The organism is Mesorhizobium sp. BAC0120, assembly GCF_033542235.1.
Taxonomy (GTDB): domain Bacteria; phylum Pseudomonadota; class Alphaproteobacteria; order Rhizobiales; family Rhizobiaceae; genus JAWRCU01.
This window is the reverse complement of sequence record NZ_JAWRCU010000018.1, coordinates 107,652-122,167: the sequence shown is the minus strand read 5'-3', so window position 1 is coordinate 122,167 and position 14,516 is coordinate 107,652. Positions and strand designations below refer to the sequence as shown.

Here is a 14,516-nt window from a genome sequence, read left to right as displayed (position 1 = left end):
TGCTATGCTGCTCGAAGACGACGAGAGATCGGCTCAAATCGTTCCGCTTCATGGGACGCTCCATCGCTTGTTTTGGCAAAACGATGGTAGCCCCTCTCGTCGTCGCCCCCATAGGATCTCTCCCCGTCTTTTACGGGGAGAGGGGGAGGGTGAGAGGCGGCGCCAACCTAAAAACAGAAGTCTCCGGATGCGCTCTAAAAGGCATCCTCCTCCGCCGGTGCCGCCTTCGCCCCACGCTTGATGTTGCGCCGGATCATGCCGAGGTCCGCCCCGCCGATCGCGAAGGCGATGGCGAAATAGACCGCGGCTCCGCCGGCCGTCAGGCCGGCAAGAACAGCCGCCTGCACATGCAGCGGGGATGAAGAGGCAAGCTGCGGCGCAAACCAGCGGGTCGCGAACGAGAGCGCGGCGGCCATGATGCCCGCAGCGATCACCAGCCGCGGGATGCGAGTGATGAGCGCGATGTCGCGTCCCCAATGGCCGCGCCAGATCAGCACGCCGAGGAGCAGCATCGCGTTGACCCAGCCGGCCACGGCCGACGCAGTAGCGATGCCGGGCGCCCCGATCGAGGGAAACAGGGTGAGCGCGATCGATATGTTGACGATCACCGAGGCCGCGGCGAAATACATCGGCGTGCGGGTATCCTCGCGTGCGAAATAGCCCGGCGTGAATGCCTTGATCAGCACGAAAGCGGGCAGGCCGAGGCCGAAAATGGAGAGCACCGCCGAAACGGTCGGCGTGCTGTTGCCCGCAGCGAAGGCGCCGCGCTCATAGAGCACCCGCACGATCGGCTCGGACATGACCAGCAGTGCCGCGGCCGCGGGCAGGGTTAGGAATAGCGTGAACTCGACCGAGCGGTTCTGCAGGTTGGCGGCTTCGACCAGATTGCCGGACTTCAGCGCGCGGGCGAGCTCGGGCAGAAGCACGATTGCGACCGCGATGCCGACCACGCCGAGCGGCAGCTGATAGATGCGGTCCGCATAGGCGAGCGACGACACGGCGCTGTCCTGACCGGAAGCGATTGCGGTTCCGATGAGCTGATTGATCTGCGTAATGCCGCCGGTGATCGCCGCTGGCAGCGCCAGGATCAGCAGGCGTCTGACATTGGCGGTGAAGCGCGGGCGGCGGAAGCCGATCGAGGCTCCTGCATGGCGCACCGCGCCCCAGACGATGCCGAGCTGCACGAGGCCGGCCGCGAGAACGCCCCAGGCCAGCATATAGCCGACGGTCATCGCGTTCGAGCCGCGATACCAGGCGTAAGCCAGGACCACGATCAGGATGATGTTCAGGAAGACCGGCGCGACCGCCGCCGCGAAATAGCGGCGCAGCGAATTCAGCATGCCGCTCATCATCGCCCCCAGCGACATGCACATCAGATAGGGGAACATGATCGTGGCGAGCCGGACAGTCAGGTGGAACTTGTCGGGATTGTCGGTGAAGCCGGGCGCGATGATCGTCGAGACGAGCAGCGGCATCGCCAGCGCCATGGCGATGGTTAGCGCTGTCAGCACAGTGAAGAGGACGCCGAACACCTCTTCGGAAAAGCGCCGCGCACCGTCCAAGCCGCCTGCCTCGATCTCCTTGGCGAAGAGCGGCACGAAAGCGGCATTGAAGGCGCCCTCGGCAAACAATCTGCGGAAGGTGTTGGGGAACTGGAAGGCGGCGTTGAAGGCGTCGGCCACCGGTCCCGTTCCCAGCGCGGCGGCCATGAACATCTCGCGCGCGAAACCGAGCAGCCGGCTCATCAGCGTGCCGGATGCGACGGTCGCGAATTTCTTGACGAGGCTCATGGTGTGGGCACCGCGCTGACGCCCCCCTCCCCCTTGTGGGGAGGGGTAAGGGGTGGGGGTACTGCAGTGCTCCTTGGGTCAGGTTTTATCAGAAGCCGAGCAGGGTCGGCTGGCGCGCTTCGCACCCCCACCCTGAATCCCTCCCCACAAGGGGAAGGGGGGCACGAGCGTTGTGCCTCACCTGCAACGGATGTGCCGCCGCGGCTCCTCATCGTCATGCAGATGACGGAGAGATGGCGAGGCGAAGGAGAGCCGATGAGGGGATATTGCAATCTCAACAGAATTCCTCGCAGTCCCGACGGCGATCCTACTCCGCCGCCGCTTTCACCCGCGCCGGCCGCGCCGCCGTCGCGCCCTCGAGTACGGCGATCAACCGTGCCTTAATCGCCTCGATGCGTGACGGGCTTTCGATCTTCTGGCCAGTGAGGTCGGTTACGTAGAAAGTGTCGACCACCTTCTCGCCGAAGGTGGTGATGTGGGCCGAGGCGATATCGAGCGAGAGGTCGGAGAGCGCGCCGGTGATCTCGGAGAGGAGGCCCGGCTTGTCGAGGCCTTCCACCTCGATGACCGAGAACCGGTTTGAAAAGGTGTTGCCGACATCGGCGCGCGGCTCGATGCGGAAAGCCTTGGTGCTCCGTCTCGGCTTGGTGCGCTTCTCGATCATTTCCGGCAGCCAGCTGCGGCCCGACAGCACGTCCTCGATCAGCCTTCCGACCCGCTCGGCGCGCCGCCGCTCGTCCTCGTCGCGGTCGAATTCGCGGCTGATCAGGATGATGTCGAGCGCACGCCCGTCGGTCGTGGTGAAGATCTGCGCATCGACGATATTGCCGCCGGCGGCCGCGCAAGCTCCGGCGATTACCGACAGCAGGCGCGGGTGGTCGGGCGCGAGCACCGTCACCTCCGTGACTGCCTCGAATTCGCGGGTCCTCACCGTGGTCGCCAGCCGCTTGTTCGCTGCGTCGGAAGCGCGGATGAATTCGCAATGGCGCAGCTGGTCGGCGAGGTCGACCGCCAGCAAGTAGTTGTCATAGTGCAGGCCGACATAGCGTTGCCGCTCCTTTTCCGGCCAGGCGGACAGCGCCTCGGCGAGCTGCTCGCGGGCGGCCTTGGCGCGCTCGGCGCGCGAGACCTCCGAGAAGCCGCCGGTCAGCGTCAGCTCCGTCTCGTAATAGAGCGTGCGCAGGAGCTGGCCCTTCCAGCCGTTCCAGACGCCCGGACCGACGCCGCGTATGTCGCAGACCGTGAGCACGAGGAGCAGCTTCAGCCGCTCCACCGTCTGCACCATCGCGGCAAAGTCCTCGATGGTCTTGCGGTCGTTGAGATCGCGGGTCTGCGCCGTCATCGACATCAGGAGATGATTTTCGACGAGCCAGGTGACCGTTTCGGTGTCGGCGGCCGAAAGGCCCATATGCGGGCAGATGCGGCGGGCGATCTTCGCCCCGGCCGTGGAATGGTCCTCCGGCCGGCCCTTGGCGATGTCGTGCAGCAGCACCGCGACATAGAGCACCTCGCGCTGCTTCTTTAGCCCCGGCATCAGCGAATGGGTGAGCGGGTGGATCTTCTCGCCTTCGCCGCGCTCGATTTCAGAGAGCACGCCGATGCAGCGCAGGAGATGCTCATCGATCGTGTAGTGGTGATACATGTTGAACTGCATCATCGCGACGATCTTGCCGAATTCAGGAATGAGCCGGCCGAGCACGCCGGATTCGTTCATGCGCCGGAGGTTCAGCTCCGGATCGTGATCCGAAGTGAGGATGTCGAGGAACAGCCGGTTCGCCTCGGCGTCCTTGCGCAAATTCCGGGTGATGAGCTTCAGCGAGCGCGTGACGAGATGCATCGCCTTGGGGTGGTACTCCAGCCCGTGCCGGTCGGCGAACCAGAACAACCGCAACAGATTTACCGGATCACGCTCGAAGACCATGTCGTCGGCGACATTGATGCGGTTGTTGTCGACCACGAAATCGCTGGTTCCCGCGAGCTTGTGTTTGCGCCTGGAGAAGCCGAACAGGAAGCGATTGAAGCCCGGCGCCTCTTTGGCCTGCTCCTCCTCGAGCGCGGCGCAGACGATGCGTGTCAGGTCGCCCACATCCTTGGCGATCAGGAAGTAGTGCTTCATGAAGCGCTCGACCGCCGACAGGCCGGGATGGCTGGTATAACCGAGGCGTTGGGCGATCTCGGGCTGGATGTCGAAATAGAGCCTCTCCTCGGCTTTTCCGGTGAGGAAATGCATATGGCAGCGCACGGCCCAGAGAAAATCCTCGGCCTTGAGGAAAAGCTTGTATTCCTGGTTGGTGAAGACGCCCCTTTCCGCCAGTTCCTCGCCGCTTCTCACGCGATAGAAATACTTGCCGATCCAGAACAGCGTCTGCAGGTCGCGCAGCCCCCCTTTGCCGTCCTTCACGTTGGGCTCGACCAGGTAGCGGCTCTCGCCACCCTTGCGATGGCGTTCATCGCGCTCGGCGAGCTTGATCTGCGCATATTCGGCGCCGCTTCCTTTCACCACCTCCTCATCGAAGCGCTGGACGAGCTCCTTGTAGAGCGCCTCCTCGCCCCACAGATACCGCGCCTCCAGGATCGAGGTGCGGATTGTGAAGTCGGTGCGCGACAGGCGGATGCACTCGTCGATGTTGCGGGTGGCGTGGCCGACCTTCAGGCCGAGGTCCCACAGCATATAGAGCATGTATTCGGCGATCTGCTCGCCCCATGGCGTCTGCTTGTAGGGCAGCACGAAAAGCAGATCGATATCGGAACCGGGGGCCAGCGTGCCGCGGCCGTAGCCACCGACCGCCACGATCGTCATACGCTCCGCTGCCGATGGATTCGTCGAACGGTACACATGGGTCGTTGCGAAGTCGTAGAGCGCCCGGATCACCTCGTCCATCAGATGCGAGAGACGCTGTGCGCATGCCGTTCCGCCGCCGTCCTCATTGAGCATCCGCTCGACGACCGCTCGGCCTTCCGCGAGCCGCTGCTTGAGGACCTGCCGGACTGCAGCGCGGATCTCCGCGCTCGAGCCGTCGCCGCCTCGGCTCTCGGCGAGAGCGCCTAGCTCACGGCGCAAGGCTTCGCCGTCGATGATCTCTTCGAGTCTCAGAGGGATCTTGGCCATATGCCCCGGACAGTCTCGATTCCTGGGCGGCGTCTATAGAGCATCGGACCGAAAAGTGCGACGCGGTTTTCGGGTGAATCCGATGCTTGGACTGTGAAACTGCATCGGACCGAAAAGTGCGACGCGGTTTTCGGGTGAATCCGATGCGCGGACAAGGCATGAGCATCGGACCGAAAAGTGCGACGCGGCTTTCGGATGAATGGATTTTTCAGGCGGTGCGCCCGATTCGGCGCTGCCACTCCCGTACGGCCGGCTCCTGCGCCGAAAATGTCCCGCCGGCAAGACGGAAGCTGTCGTCGAACGGCGCCGGCCTCGCCACAGCGAAGCCCTGCGCATAACCGATACCGATCTCGCGCAGCGCTGTAGCAATTTCCGCGCTCTCGACGAATTCGGCGATTGTGATCTTGCCCATCACCTGGCCGACGTGATGGATCATCTCGACCATCGCGCGGTCGTTGCGGTCGCTGAGCATATCTTTGACGAAGCCGCCGTCGATCTTCAGATAATCGACCGGCAGGTGCTTCAAGTAGGAGAACGAGGACATGCCCGAACCGAAATCATCGAGCGCGAAGCTGCAGCCCAAGCCGCGCATCGCGCCCATGAAGGCGATCGCCGTCGACATGTCGGCGATGGCGCTCGTTTCGGTGATCTCGAAGCAGATCGACTGCGGCGCGATGCGATGGGCAAGGAGCTCCTCGCGCAGGAAATCGACGAAGCCCTCGTCGCCGAAGCTCGAACCGGAGAGATTGATGGCGCAGATATCGATCGGCAGGCCTTGCTGCTCCCGCCTGGCGAGTTCAGCGAAGGTGTTGCGCACAACCCAGCGGTCGATCAGCGGCATCAGCCCGTAGCGCTCGGCCGGCGCAATGAAGCTCTGCGGCGCGACCATCTGGCCGTTCTCGTCGCGCAGCCTGACCAGCACCTCGACATGGCCCCGGCCGGCCTCTCTCTCCTGCAGAGGCACGATTTCCTGTGCGTAAAGGCAGAAGCGGTCCTCGTCGAGCGCGTCGCGGATGCGCTGCACCCAGGCCATCTCGCCGACCCGCTCGAGCAGCTCGGTATCGGCCGGCTCCTGGATCTGGATGCGGTTGCGGCCCTTCTCCTTCGCCATGTAGCAGGCGACGTCTGCTGCGCGCAGCGCCTCCTCGAGCGTTGTCCCGGGCTCGGAAACATGCACCACCCCGACACTGGCGCTGATTGAGAACGGGCGCCCGTTCCAAACGAAGGCGAGCTCCTCGACCGTCCTTCGCAGCCGCTCCGCAGCTTCTGCCGCGAGCGCCGGCTCGCAATCTTCCATCAACACGCCAAATTCGTCGCCGCCCAGGCGGGCGAGCAGGTCACCCTGACGCAGCTCGCTGGCCAGCGCAGTCGATACCTGCTGCAGCAGGCGGTCGCCCGCGGCATGGCCGCAGGTATCGTTGACGAGCTTGAACTGGTCGAGATCGACGAACATGAGCACGTGGGTCGAGGCGCCGCGTGACAGGCCGGCGAGCGCCCGCTCCAGCCGCTGCTCGAAGACGCGCCGATTCGCGAGGTCCGTGAGCGCGTCGTGCGAAGCCTGCCAGGAAAGGCGAGCCATATATTCCTGCTCGCGCGTCATGTCATGGAAGACGAGCACCGCACCGCAGAGCTTGCCTTCCCGGCCGAGCGGTGCACCGACAAGCGAAGCGACCACCGGGCTGCCGTCTTTGCGCAGCAGTTTGTGCGTCTCGCTGTCGAGGCTGGCCCGCTCCCCGCCGAGCACATTCGTGAGGAAGCTCCAGTCGCGCTTGCCGGTCTCATTGTTGACCAGCGTGAAAAGCTCGTAGAGCGGCCTCCCGCGGACGTGCTCGGCTGGCATCGAGAACAACCGCTCGGCTGTCGGGTTCAGGTAATCGATGAAGCCTCCGGCTCCGATCGTGACGACCGCCTCGCCGAGCGAGGAGAGCGTGATCTGCGCCCGCTCGCGCTCGGTGTCGAGCGCGGCCTCGGCGGCCTGGCGCTGTCCGATGAGCTTGCGGGTGCGCCAGACCGCAAACACGATCAGCGTGATTGCCGAGGCGACATTCACGACGAGAAGCACGTTTTTGATCGCCCGCGAACCCTCGCCCAGCGAGCGTGAGAAGGCGAGCGTAATCGGTGTGATCTGCCGGTCGAGCAGGTAGATTTCGGCCTGCAGAAAGGCGGTCCGCTCGGCGCTCACGGGCCCGGCCGAGATTTCCGACCGGATCGATCTGCCAAGCGCCTCGAGCTCGAGAATGAAAGGCTCCGCCGCTCCGTTAGGCTCCAGGGACTTGTCCAAATAGCTGATGAAACGGAAGTTCTGGAACAGCCAGATCAGTCCGGCAAGGTCGTCCCTATGGTTGCCTCCGAGCTGGAAACCGCGCTCCGCCTCCTTGAAATCGGCGGTCGGGCCGTCAAGCGCGAGCCGGGCGATCCGGTCGCCGAGGGGGATAGCGATCGCGTTCTCGAACTGCAGGTAATAGAGCTCGTTCCTGGTCTCGACATAGCGGTCGAGCAAATAGATCGCGTCCTTCTGCGCCTTCGACCAGACGCTTTCGCTGGCGATGTAGGCGCGTATGGCTGACAAGGTATGTATGCTGACCGATGCGATGATCGCTTGCACGAGGACCACGGCTACGAACGGCCAGATGAGGGCGATCAGCCTTGGCTTCGTGCGCGTCGTCGTCATTTTCGGTCGATCTGCAATTACCGCCCCTGTAGCAGCTGCCTGCCCGTTCGCTCGCCGCAGGCCCGCGTCCGATTCCCGTGAGAAATCTTGCAAAGGCCGCCAGCGGCGAGGTCCAGGAACTGTCCGGCCATAGGCCGGGAGCAGCCTCCTTATTCAGCTGTAGTGCAATGTCGTTAACAAATATTTCTACTGCTTCAGCTCGGCCGTGCGAAAGATTTCAGGAGAATTATATCTGTTCGACTGCGAACCTGCTGAACTTGCAAGTAAAGCACCCGCAGGCGTAGTTAAGCACTGTGTGATATTCAAACAATGTGTTTGGACGGGCGGGGCAGCGTTGTCCCGAAGCTTGATCCCGAGCGAGATGTCGGCGCACCACAGAGTTGCAGACACTTTCGGCAACCGGACGCCTTCGCAGCGAGAACCGCGCTTCGGTCAGCCCGGATAGTTTCATCGTATCGTCGCGGCAGGCTCGGCTGACTCCGCCCGACGCCATTTTCGTACTGAGCAGCGGGCTGGCATCAAAAATTAACGAAAGCTTCGCGTATGCCTCGCCGTTTACCTTTCATTAACCATGTCGGGAATAGCGTTAACAAATCAGTAAGGACCCCGCCTTCGTGACCAGCATCGCTACCATAGAGAAGAACAGCGTTACCCCTGTCCAGAAGAAGTCCATACGCTTTCCCGCGCGCTCGTTTCTGGCTTTCGCGCTGGCGCCGGAGGCGCCGTTGGAGGAGTGGTTCGAGGGCCTCGATCACTGGACCGAGAATTCTCCGGGCTTCTTTGCCGGTCGTCCGGTCGTTCTGGACCTGAACCTTCTGAGGCCGGACCCGAGCGAAGTCGGCAGCCTGGTTGCGCAGCTTGCCGAACGCGGAATTCGGATTTACGCGATCGAGGCCAACGGCATCGAAGTTCTCGGCCCCGATCTGCCCCCTCTCTTGAAAGGCGCAAGGCCGACGGTCATCGACGAATCCGAGGCGCGCCCGGAGAGCGGCTCGAAGCCGGCCTCGTCGGCACAGACAGCGGAACCGCCCGCGTCGAAGTCGCTGATCATTCGCTCGCCCATACGCTCCGGCCAGTCGGTCTATCACCCATATGGCGACGTAATCGTGCTCGGCTCGGTCGGCTCGGGTTCCGAGATCGTTGCGGGAGGATCCGTCCACGTCTACGGCACGCTGCGCGGTCGGGTTTTCGCCGGCGCCACCGGAAATTCCGAGGCGCTCATCTTCTGCCGCAGGAACGAGGCCGAGCTTCTGGCGGTGGATGGCTGGTACCAAACGGCCGAAGACATGGAGCCGTCCTCGCGCGGCCGGGCGGTCCAAGTCTTTCTGGAGAATGATGTGATTCAGGTCACGGCCCTCAACTAACGGGGATTTGGAGATACGAATATGGGCAAGGTAGTCGTCGTCACATCCGGCAAGGGAGGCGTTGGCAAGACCACCTCGACTGCCGCTCTCGGAGCCGCACTGGCTCAGACTGGCATGAAGGTGGCACTTATCGATTTCGATGTCGGTCTTCGCAATCTGGACCTGGTCATGGGCGCCGAGCGGCGCGTGGTCTTCGATCTCGTCAATGTCATTCAGGGATCGGCCAAGCTGTCGCAGGCGATGATCCGCGACAAGCGCATCGACTCGCTGTTCCTGCTGCCTGCCTCGCAGACGCGCGACAAGGACGCGCTCACCGAGGAGGGCGTGGGCCAGGTGATCGCGGCGCTCAGGGCGAAATTCGACTACGTGTTCTGCGACAGTCCGGCCGGAATCGAGCGCGGCGCGCAGCTCGCCATGCGCTTTGCCGACGATGCGGTGATCGTGACCAACCCGGAGGTGAGTTCGGTTCGCGATTCCGATCGCATCATCGGCCTGCTCGATGCCAAGACGGTAAAGGCCGAGCGCGGCGAGACCATCACCAAGCACGTCCTCGTCACGCGCTACGATGCTGCGCGCGCTTCACGCGGCGAAATGCTGAGGATAGACGACGTGCTGGAGATCCTCTCCACGCCTCTGCTCGGCATCATTCCGGAAAGCCAGGCGGTGCTGAGGGCATCCAATCTTGGTTCGCCGGTGACGCTCAATGAACCCACCAATGTGGCCGCCCGCGCCTATGTCGAGGCCGCAAAGAGGCTGAGCGGCGAGGATGTTCCGGTTGTTCTGCCGACAGAGAAAAGAGGTTTCCTCGATCGCCTGCTGGGAAGGAAAGCAGCATGACTTTACTCGATCTTTTCAAGCGGCGCGGCACCGCCCCTGTGGCGCGCGAACGCCTGCAGGTGCTGCTCGCCCACGAGCGCCAGAACCGTAATCAGCCTGATCTCCTGGCCAAGCTGCGGGAAGAGATCATGGCAGTGATCGCCAGGCACGTTCAGGTCGATCAGGACGACGTGAAGGTGAACATGGATCGCGGGGAGAGGGTATCGACGCTGGAGATCGATATCCAGATTCCGGCAGGCGCCATGGCGGCCGCGTTCTGACGGACGACCCGCGTCGGAAGGCGATCTGCCTTGCTGGCATGATCGCCTTGCGCAGCGGCTAAGAAGGCCGGTACCGCAATGTCAGCTGCGCGATACGATCAATTGCCTGAACCAGGCTTAAACGGAATCAGGCTTAAACGGAACGTCCGCTGCTGAATGCCAGGGGCGGGGCGGCCACAATCGCCTTGCCTTGCCTGCCCAGGGCAGAATGCCGACCAAGTTGGCTGCACCGGCAAGCCGGGTCGTGCGTGCCGGGCGCCGCAGGAGCTCAAGCCGCCGCTCCTTGCATGGGAGCCGCGCTCCAGTCCCGGTCGCAGCTGCCCGTGACCCTCAACGAACAGCCGACCCATCACCCCTGAACCGGCGATGCTTTCGCGCGCAGTCGTGCTCCGACCTGGTTGCAACTTTGGCGAGCCTCGCCAGCGCCGATTGTGCTATCGGTTGTGAAGGGTGGGTAGCACTATTGGGGGGCATCATAATGCGTATCAGGGCATCGGACCGACAAGTGCGTCGCGGCTTTCGGACACATCCGATGCGCAAGCAGAAAGACGGAGCGGCATGGCGATCCCACATGAGCGCACGCCGCTCTAAAATGATCGCAGCTTTGGCCGGCGTCCTCGTCTCAGGGCTGACCGCAGTCTCCTGTCAGACCTTGAACCAGGCCGAATGCCAGACGGCCAGCTGGTACGACCTCGGCCAGCGCGACGGGCTGGAGGGACAGCCAGTCACTCAGGTGGCGCGTCATCTCGAGGCCTGCGGAGAATATGGTCTGCCCGTCGACAACGCCTCGTGGCGGCGCGGATGGGAGGCAGGGATCCGCCAGTATTGCGTGCCTGAGAACGGGCTCAATCTCGGCCTGAGCGGGTCAGGTCAAAACTCGAGCTGTCCAGCCGACCTCGCGCAAGCTTTCATGAACGCCTATGCGGTCGGCCAGCGAGTACACGACGCTCGCGCCGAGCGCAGCCGTGTCGAAGCGGAACTCAACGACCTCAACGGAAAAATGGTGGAGGCCAAGTCGCAAGAGGAGCGATCGGCATTGAGCTCGCAGGTGTTCCTCAAGCAGAACGAGCTCCTGATGAGCGACAGGCGTGTGCGGGATGCGGATTGGGAGCTTGATCGATATCGCAATCGCAGCAGTGCTGCCGGCTACTGACGAGCACTCGGCATAGACCGCCTCCGCCGACATGGCGGACCGAAAAATGCGGAGCGTTTCCCAGAACAATCCGGCGCGGAAGCAAGAAATGGAGCGGGGTGGCGGTGCAATTTTCACGCACTCCGCTCTTCCGTCCCGATTCTCATTTCGCAAGAGCTGGACTTGGACGCCGGAGCGAATCATCGGGGTGCTGGCGATTTGTCTACTGCTGTCATTCATTTTGATTCGAAATTCGTCCAGAGCCCGATATCCAGATGAGGCTCACTTGGAGTTATGGCGCCACAGTTGCGTGCGTCCGGGCAGGATCGCTACGCCGCTCGATGGTTTAGCTACGCATCGGATTTCTGCAAAACCCACTGCGCAGGCGGGTGCATGGCGTCCGCCAGCTGTTTTCCGCAGCTTGACGGATCGCTGCGTTGCAGAATTGCCGCAGTGTCGGGGCGCGGAAATAGGTCCAGTTTTGTCCTTTGCCTACTTCGCAAGTTAAGTTTACGAGTTCGACAGCAGGCCCCAGCCGCCGGGGCTGTTCTCGCGCCTGGTACGCCGTCATGCGGGGTTGGCCATCGGCTTTTCCCTACCCTCCGGTTCGGTGCTCCTGGGACTTTCGGTCGTTGTGCCGGGGATTTCGATGAACATATCGACAACCGCCCGCGAAATTGCTGCGTGTTCCGCCTCCAACTGGGGAGCGGATCCCGACAAGGTGTGTGCTGTCGAACTCAATGCCGCGTTCAGCCGGCTCGCCCTGCCGCGAACGCAGGGCTATCCCGGAACCGGGGCGCAATGGTTCCAGCAGCGCATTCGCGACCTGCGGAGTAATCCTGACTTCCCGGCAACGGCAGTCGACTACGCCAGAAGCATAGTGCATCTGTTCGAAGGCCGTTACCTCGTGAACAAGGCGATGGCGAACGTTTCCCGCCAAACGGTCTGCATGGCCATCCTGTCTTCATATTTCGGGCAGGCCGAAAAGACCGGCGGCGCCTTTCTCTCGTCGATCCAGACACTGACCACCGCGATGGGCGTTTGCAGCAAGAACACCACTGCCGCAATCGTTGCGCTTCTGGAGCGCCTCGGCTTGATCGTGCGCGTGGAGAATCACCAGGATCGCAGATGGCTGTACATCCAGCCCACGGAAGATTTGATATCGGCGACCAGGGATTTCCAGCGTATCTCGCTGGCGGCGGCAGACACGCTGTTCCCGTCGAGAAACTACGGCGCGTTGTTCGATCAGGATGAGGGCATCCAGGAACGCTGCTTTGCGGCCGGGCTTTACTCCTACATCGCCATCCACGGGTCCGTTCTCAATCATCCCCAGTCTCAGGTGTTCGTGGCTGCTGATGGTGGAACGATATTGCTGCTCAAGCTCATGTCCCTGAAGGAGGCGGCCCGGCAAGATGACGATCATATCGTCGAGTTTCCTTTCGACGAGATCGGCACGCTGTTCGGCTTGTCGAGAACGCACATAAGACGGCTCATGCGGAAGGCGGAGGCTGAAGGATTCGTGCAGCTTCTGCAAAAAGGCGGGCGTCAGATCCGGTTGCTGTCGCCGCTCGAAGACCTGTTCGAGAACATCGTTGCCGCACATGTCGCACGAGCCCAGCTCGACATGCATCTCGCCATGGGCGACGGCATGTCGGCTTCCCCCCGCAAGTAAATGTGAGCCGCTACGGTGCGACGGTTCTGGAACTGTCTTCCCTGACGGAATGGGTCCCCGCTCAGGGATGGCGGGGACCCTCATGCGTTGACTGGAGATGAAAACGCATCAATTGCCTTCCGATCAAAGCAGTCCTTCTACATCGGCCGGAAGTAGCATTTATAAGATGTGCTAGATACATCCAACAGTCAAAGGACAGTTTTGGGTCTTGTGTCGCGATTCGTCTGCATCTTGAGCGACGAATGTATACTCGTCGAAAATTAGGCGTTTATGAACAAAGAGGTATGGGAATACACCCAACTTTGTCCCTGTAGGCCGAGAATTCGTTGCAAATATGTCGCAGTGGGAATCGCGAGGAAATAGACCCAGTTATGTCCTTTGCCGACTCCGAAGGTCAAATATACCCGTTCAGGTGGCAGGGGGTTGACCCTAGCTAAACGAGCTATTTCGGAGATTAATATGAATATCAGAACGATCTTGCTTGGGTCGACTGCGGCCATTCTTGCTGCCAGCGGTGCTCGCGCCGCCGATGCAATCGTCGCGCCCGAGCCGGAGCCGGTCGAATATGTTCGCGTCTGCGATACATACGGCACGGGCTTCTACTACGTCCCCGGCACCGAGGTTTGCCTGAAGGTCGGCGGCTATCTCCGCTACGACATCGGCGCAGGCGACCTGTTTGGCGTTGACACCGACGGCGACGACAAAGCCGACACCTACTACAAGCGCCAGCGCTTCCAGCTGCGCATGGATGCCCGTACCGAGACCGAGCTCGGCACGCTGCAGGGCGTCGTGGGCATCAACTTCAACTGGACGACCCATGGTGGCTTCGAGACCAACGACGTCCGCGACGACGAGCACATCGAGCGCGCCTGGGTGAAGCTCGGTGGCTTCATGATCGGCGTCGAGGACTCGCTGTTCTCGACCTGGCTGGGTGGCGCTTCGGGCGTCGTCAATGACGGCCTGATCCCCTACGCTCCGTTCACCACGCACCAGATCTCCTACACCTTCGATGCCGGCAACGGCTTCTCGCTCATGGCGGGTGTGGAAGAGGGCAACAACGACGATTCGTTCTATTCCGTGGATCCGGTGACCGGTGTTCGGCAGGGCGCCATCCTCGACTACACGCCTCATGTGCTGGTCGGCGCGGCGTATAAGACGGGCCTCTTCGGCCTGTCGGCTATCGGTGCCTATGACTCCGTGCAGGAGGAATTCACGATCAAGGGTCGCGTGGACGTGACGCCGAACGACATGTTCTCGTTCTTCGTCATGGGCGGCTGGACGGATGACGACGGCGACGGCAACTTCCCGGGCGGCGTTCCCTATGCCAACAATGGCGGCAACTTCTATGCTGTCTGGGGCGGCGACTGGGCGATCTGGGCCGGCGGTGCCGTGCACTTCAACGACCGCACCACCCTCAACGCCGAGTTCGGCTACAACGAGCTTGCCGATTGGTCGATCGACGCCGACGTGAACTTCACCGTGGTTCCGGGCTTCGTCGTGACGCCGGGCATCGGCTTCCGTCATGGCGACGGCGATCCGCTCAGCCAGTTCGCGGAAGGCGACAACTGGGGTGGCTACCTCCGCACCCAGTTCACGTTCTGATCGTTCGAACGAAACGTGACTTGGAGGACCCGGCGGGAAACCGCCGGGTCCTTGTCGTTTGGGGAAGCGGCCGGGAGCA

Annotated in this window: 9 protein-coding genes; 6 read left to right on the top strand and 3 right to left on the bottom strand. The window is 62.4% G+C overall.

Going from position 1 to position 14,516, the window contains the following annotated elements; genetic code table 11:
• Window positions 1–194 precede the first annotated feature (194 nt).
• From murJ to SAZ10_RS28355, 3 genes are all read right to left on the bottom strand, one after another.
• Complete coding sequence (gene murJ / locus SAZ10_RS28365; protein ID WP_318612803.1) at window positions 195–1,790, bottom strand: murein biosynthesis integral membrane protein MurJ; 1,596 nt, start codon at window positions 1,788–1,790, stop codon at window positions 195–197.
• A gap of 307 nt (window positions 1,791–2,097) precedes the next feature.
• On the bottom strand, window positions 2,098–4,899 hold the full coding sequence (locus SAZ10_RS28360) for a [protein-PII] uridylyltransferase (RefSeq protein WP_318612802.1): 2,802 nt from the start codon (window positions 4,897–4,899) through the stop codon (window positions 2,098–2,100).
• Window positions 4,900–5,107: 208 nt separating this feature from the next.
• The gene (locus SAZ10_RS28355) at window positions 5,108–7,570 is read right to left on the bottom strand and encodes an EAL domain-containing protein (protein ID WP_318612801.1); all 2,463 of its coding nucleotides are present in this window, start codon (window positions 7,568–7,570) and stop codon (window positions 5,108–5,110) included.
• 614 nt (window positions 7,571–8,184) lie between these two features.
• Between SAZ10_RS28355 and minC the strand changes: the two genes are divergently transcribed.
• The 6 genes from minC (at window position 8,185) to SAZ10_RS28325 (ending at window position 14,437) form a co-directional block, all read left to right on the top strand.
• Window positions 8,185–8,934 (top strand): septum site-determining protein MinC, encoded by a 750-nt coding sequence (gene minC, locus SAZ10_RS28350; protein ID WP_318612800.1) that lies wholly within the window; start codon window positions 8,185–8,187, stop codon window positions 8,932–8,934.
• A 21-nt stretch (window positions 8,935–8,955) separates the two neighbouring features.
• A complete protein-coding gene (gene minD, locus SAZ10_RS28345; protein ID WP_318612799.1) occupies window positions 8,956–9,771 on the top strand; it encodes a septum site-determining protein MinD in 816 nt (271 codons plus the stop codon).
• Window positions 9,768–10,031, top strand: a complete 264-nt coding sequence (gene minE, locus SAZ10_RS28340; RefSeq protein ID WP_318612798.1) for a cell division topological specificity factor MinE — start codon at window positions 9,768–9,770, stop codon at window positions 10,029–10,031. The genes minD and minE overlap by 4 nt, the downstream gene beginning before the upstream one ends.
• A 571-nt stretch (window positions 10,032–10,602) precedes the next feature.
• Window positions 10,603–11,184 (top strand): DUF2799 domain-containing protein, encoded by a 582-nt coding sequence (locus tag SAZ10_RS28335; RefSeq protein WP_318612797.1) that lies wholly within the window; start codon window positions 10,603–10,605, stop codon window positions 11,182–11,184.
• Between the two features lie 628 nt (window positions 11,185–11,812).
• Complete coding sequence (locus SAZ10_RS28330; RefSeq protein ID WP_318612796.1) at window positions 11,813–12,835, top strand: hypothetical protein; 1,023 nt, start codon at window positions 11,813–11,815, stop codon at window positions 12,833–12,835.
• 459 nt (window positions 12,836–13,294) lie between these two features.
• Complete coding sequence (locus SAZ10_RS28325) at window positions 13,295–14,437, top strand: porin (RefSeq protein ID WP_318612795.1); 1,143 nt, start codon at window positions 13,295–13,297, stop codon at window positions 14,435–14,437.
• The last annotated feature ends 79 nt before the right edge of the window (window positions 14,438–14,516 follow it).

What these genes read in the sequence shown, in the direction of transcription:
- murJ (WP_318612803.1), bottom strand. Translation starts at nt 1,790, where the DNA reads ATGAGCCTCGTCAAGAAATTCGCGACCGTCGCATCCGGCACGCTGATG.
- SAZ10_RS28360 (WP_318612802.1), bottom strand. Translation starts at nt 4,899, where the DNA reads ATGGCCAAGATCCCTCTGAGACTCGAAGAGATCATCGACGGCGAAGCC.
- SAZ10_RS28355 (WP_318612801.1), bottom strand. Translation starts at nt 7,570, where the DNA reads ATGACGACGACGCGCACGAAGCCAAGGCTGATCGCCCTCATCTGGCCG.
- minD (WP_318612799.1), top strand. Translation starts at nt 8,956, where the DNA reads ATGGGCAAGGTAGTCGTCGTCACATCCGGCAAGGGAGGCGTTGGCAAG.
- minE (WP_318612798.1), top strand. Translation starts at nt 9,768, where the DNA reads ATGACTTTACTCGATCTTTTCAAGCGGCGCGGCACCGCCCCTGTGGCG.
- SAZ10_RS28335 (WP_318612797.1), top strand. Translation starts at nt 10,603, where the DNA reads ATGAGCGCACGCCGCTCTAAAATGATCGCAGCTTTGGCCGGCGTCCTC.
- SAZ10_RS28330 (WP_318612796.1), top strand. Translation starts at nt 11,813, where the DNA reads ATGAACATATCGACAACCGCCCGCGAAATTGCTGCGTGTTCCGCCTCC.
- SAZ10_RS28325 (WP_318612795.1), top strand. Translation starts at nt 13,295, where the DNA reads ATGAATATCAGAACGATCTTGCTTGGGTCGACTGCGGCCATTCTTGCT.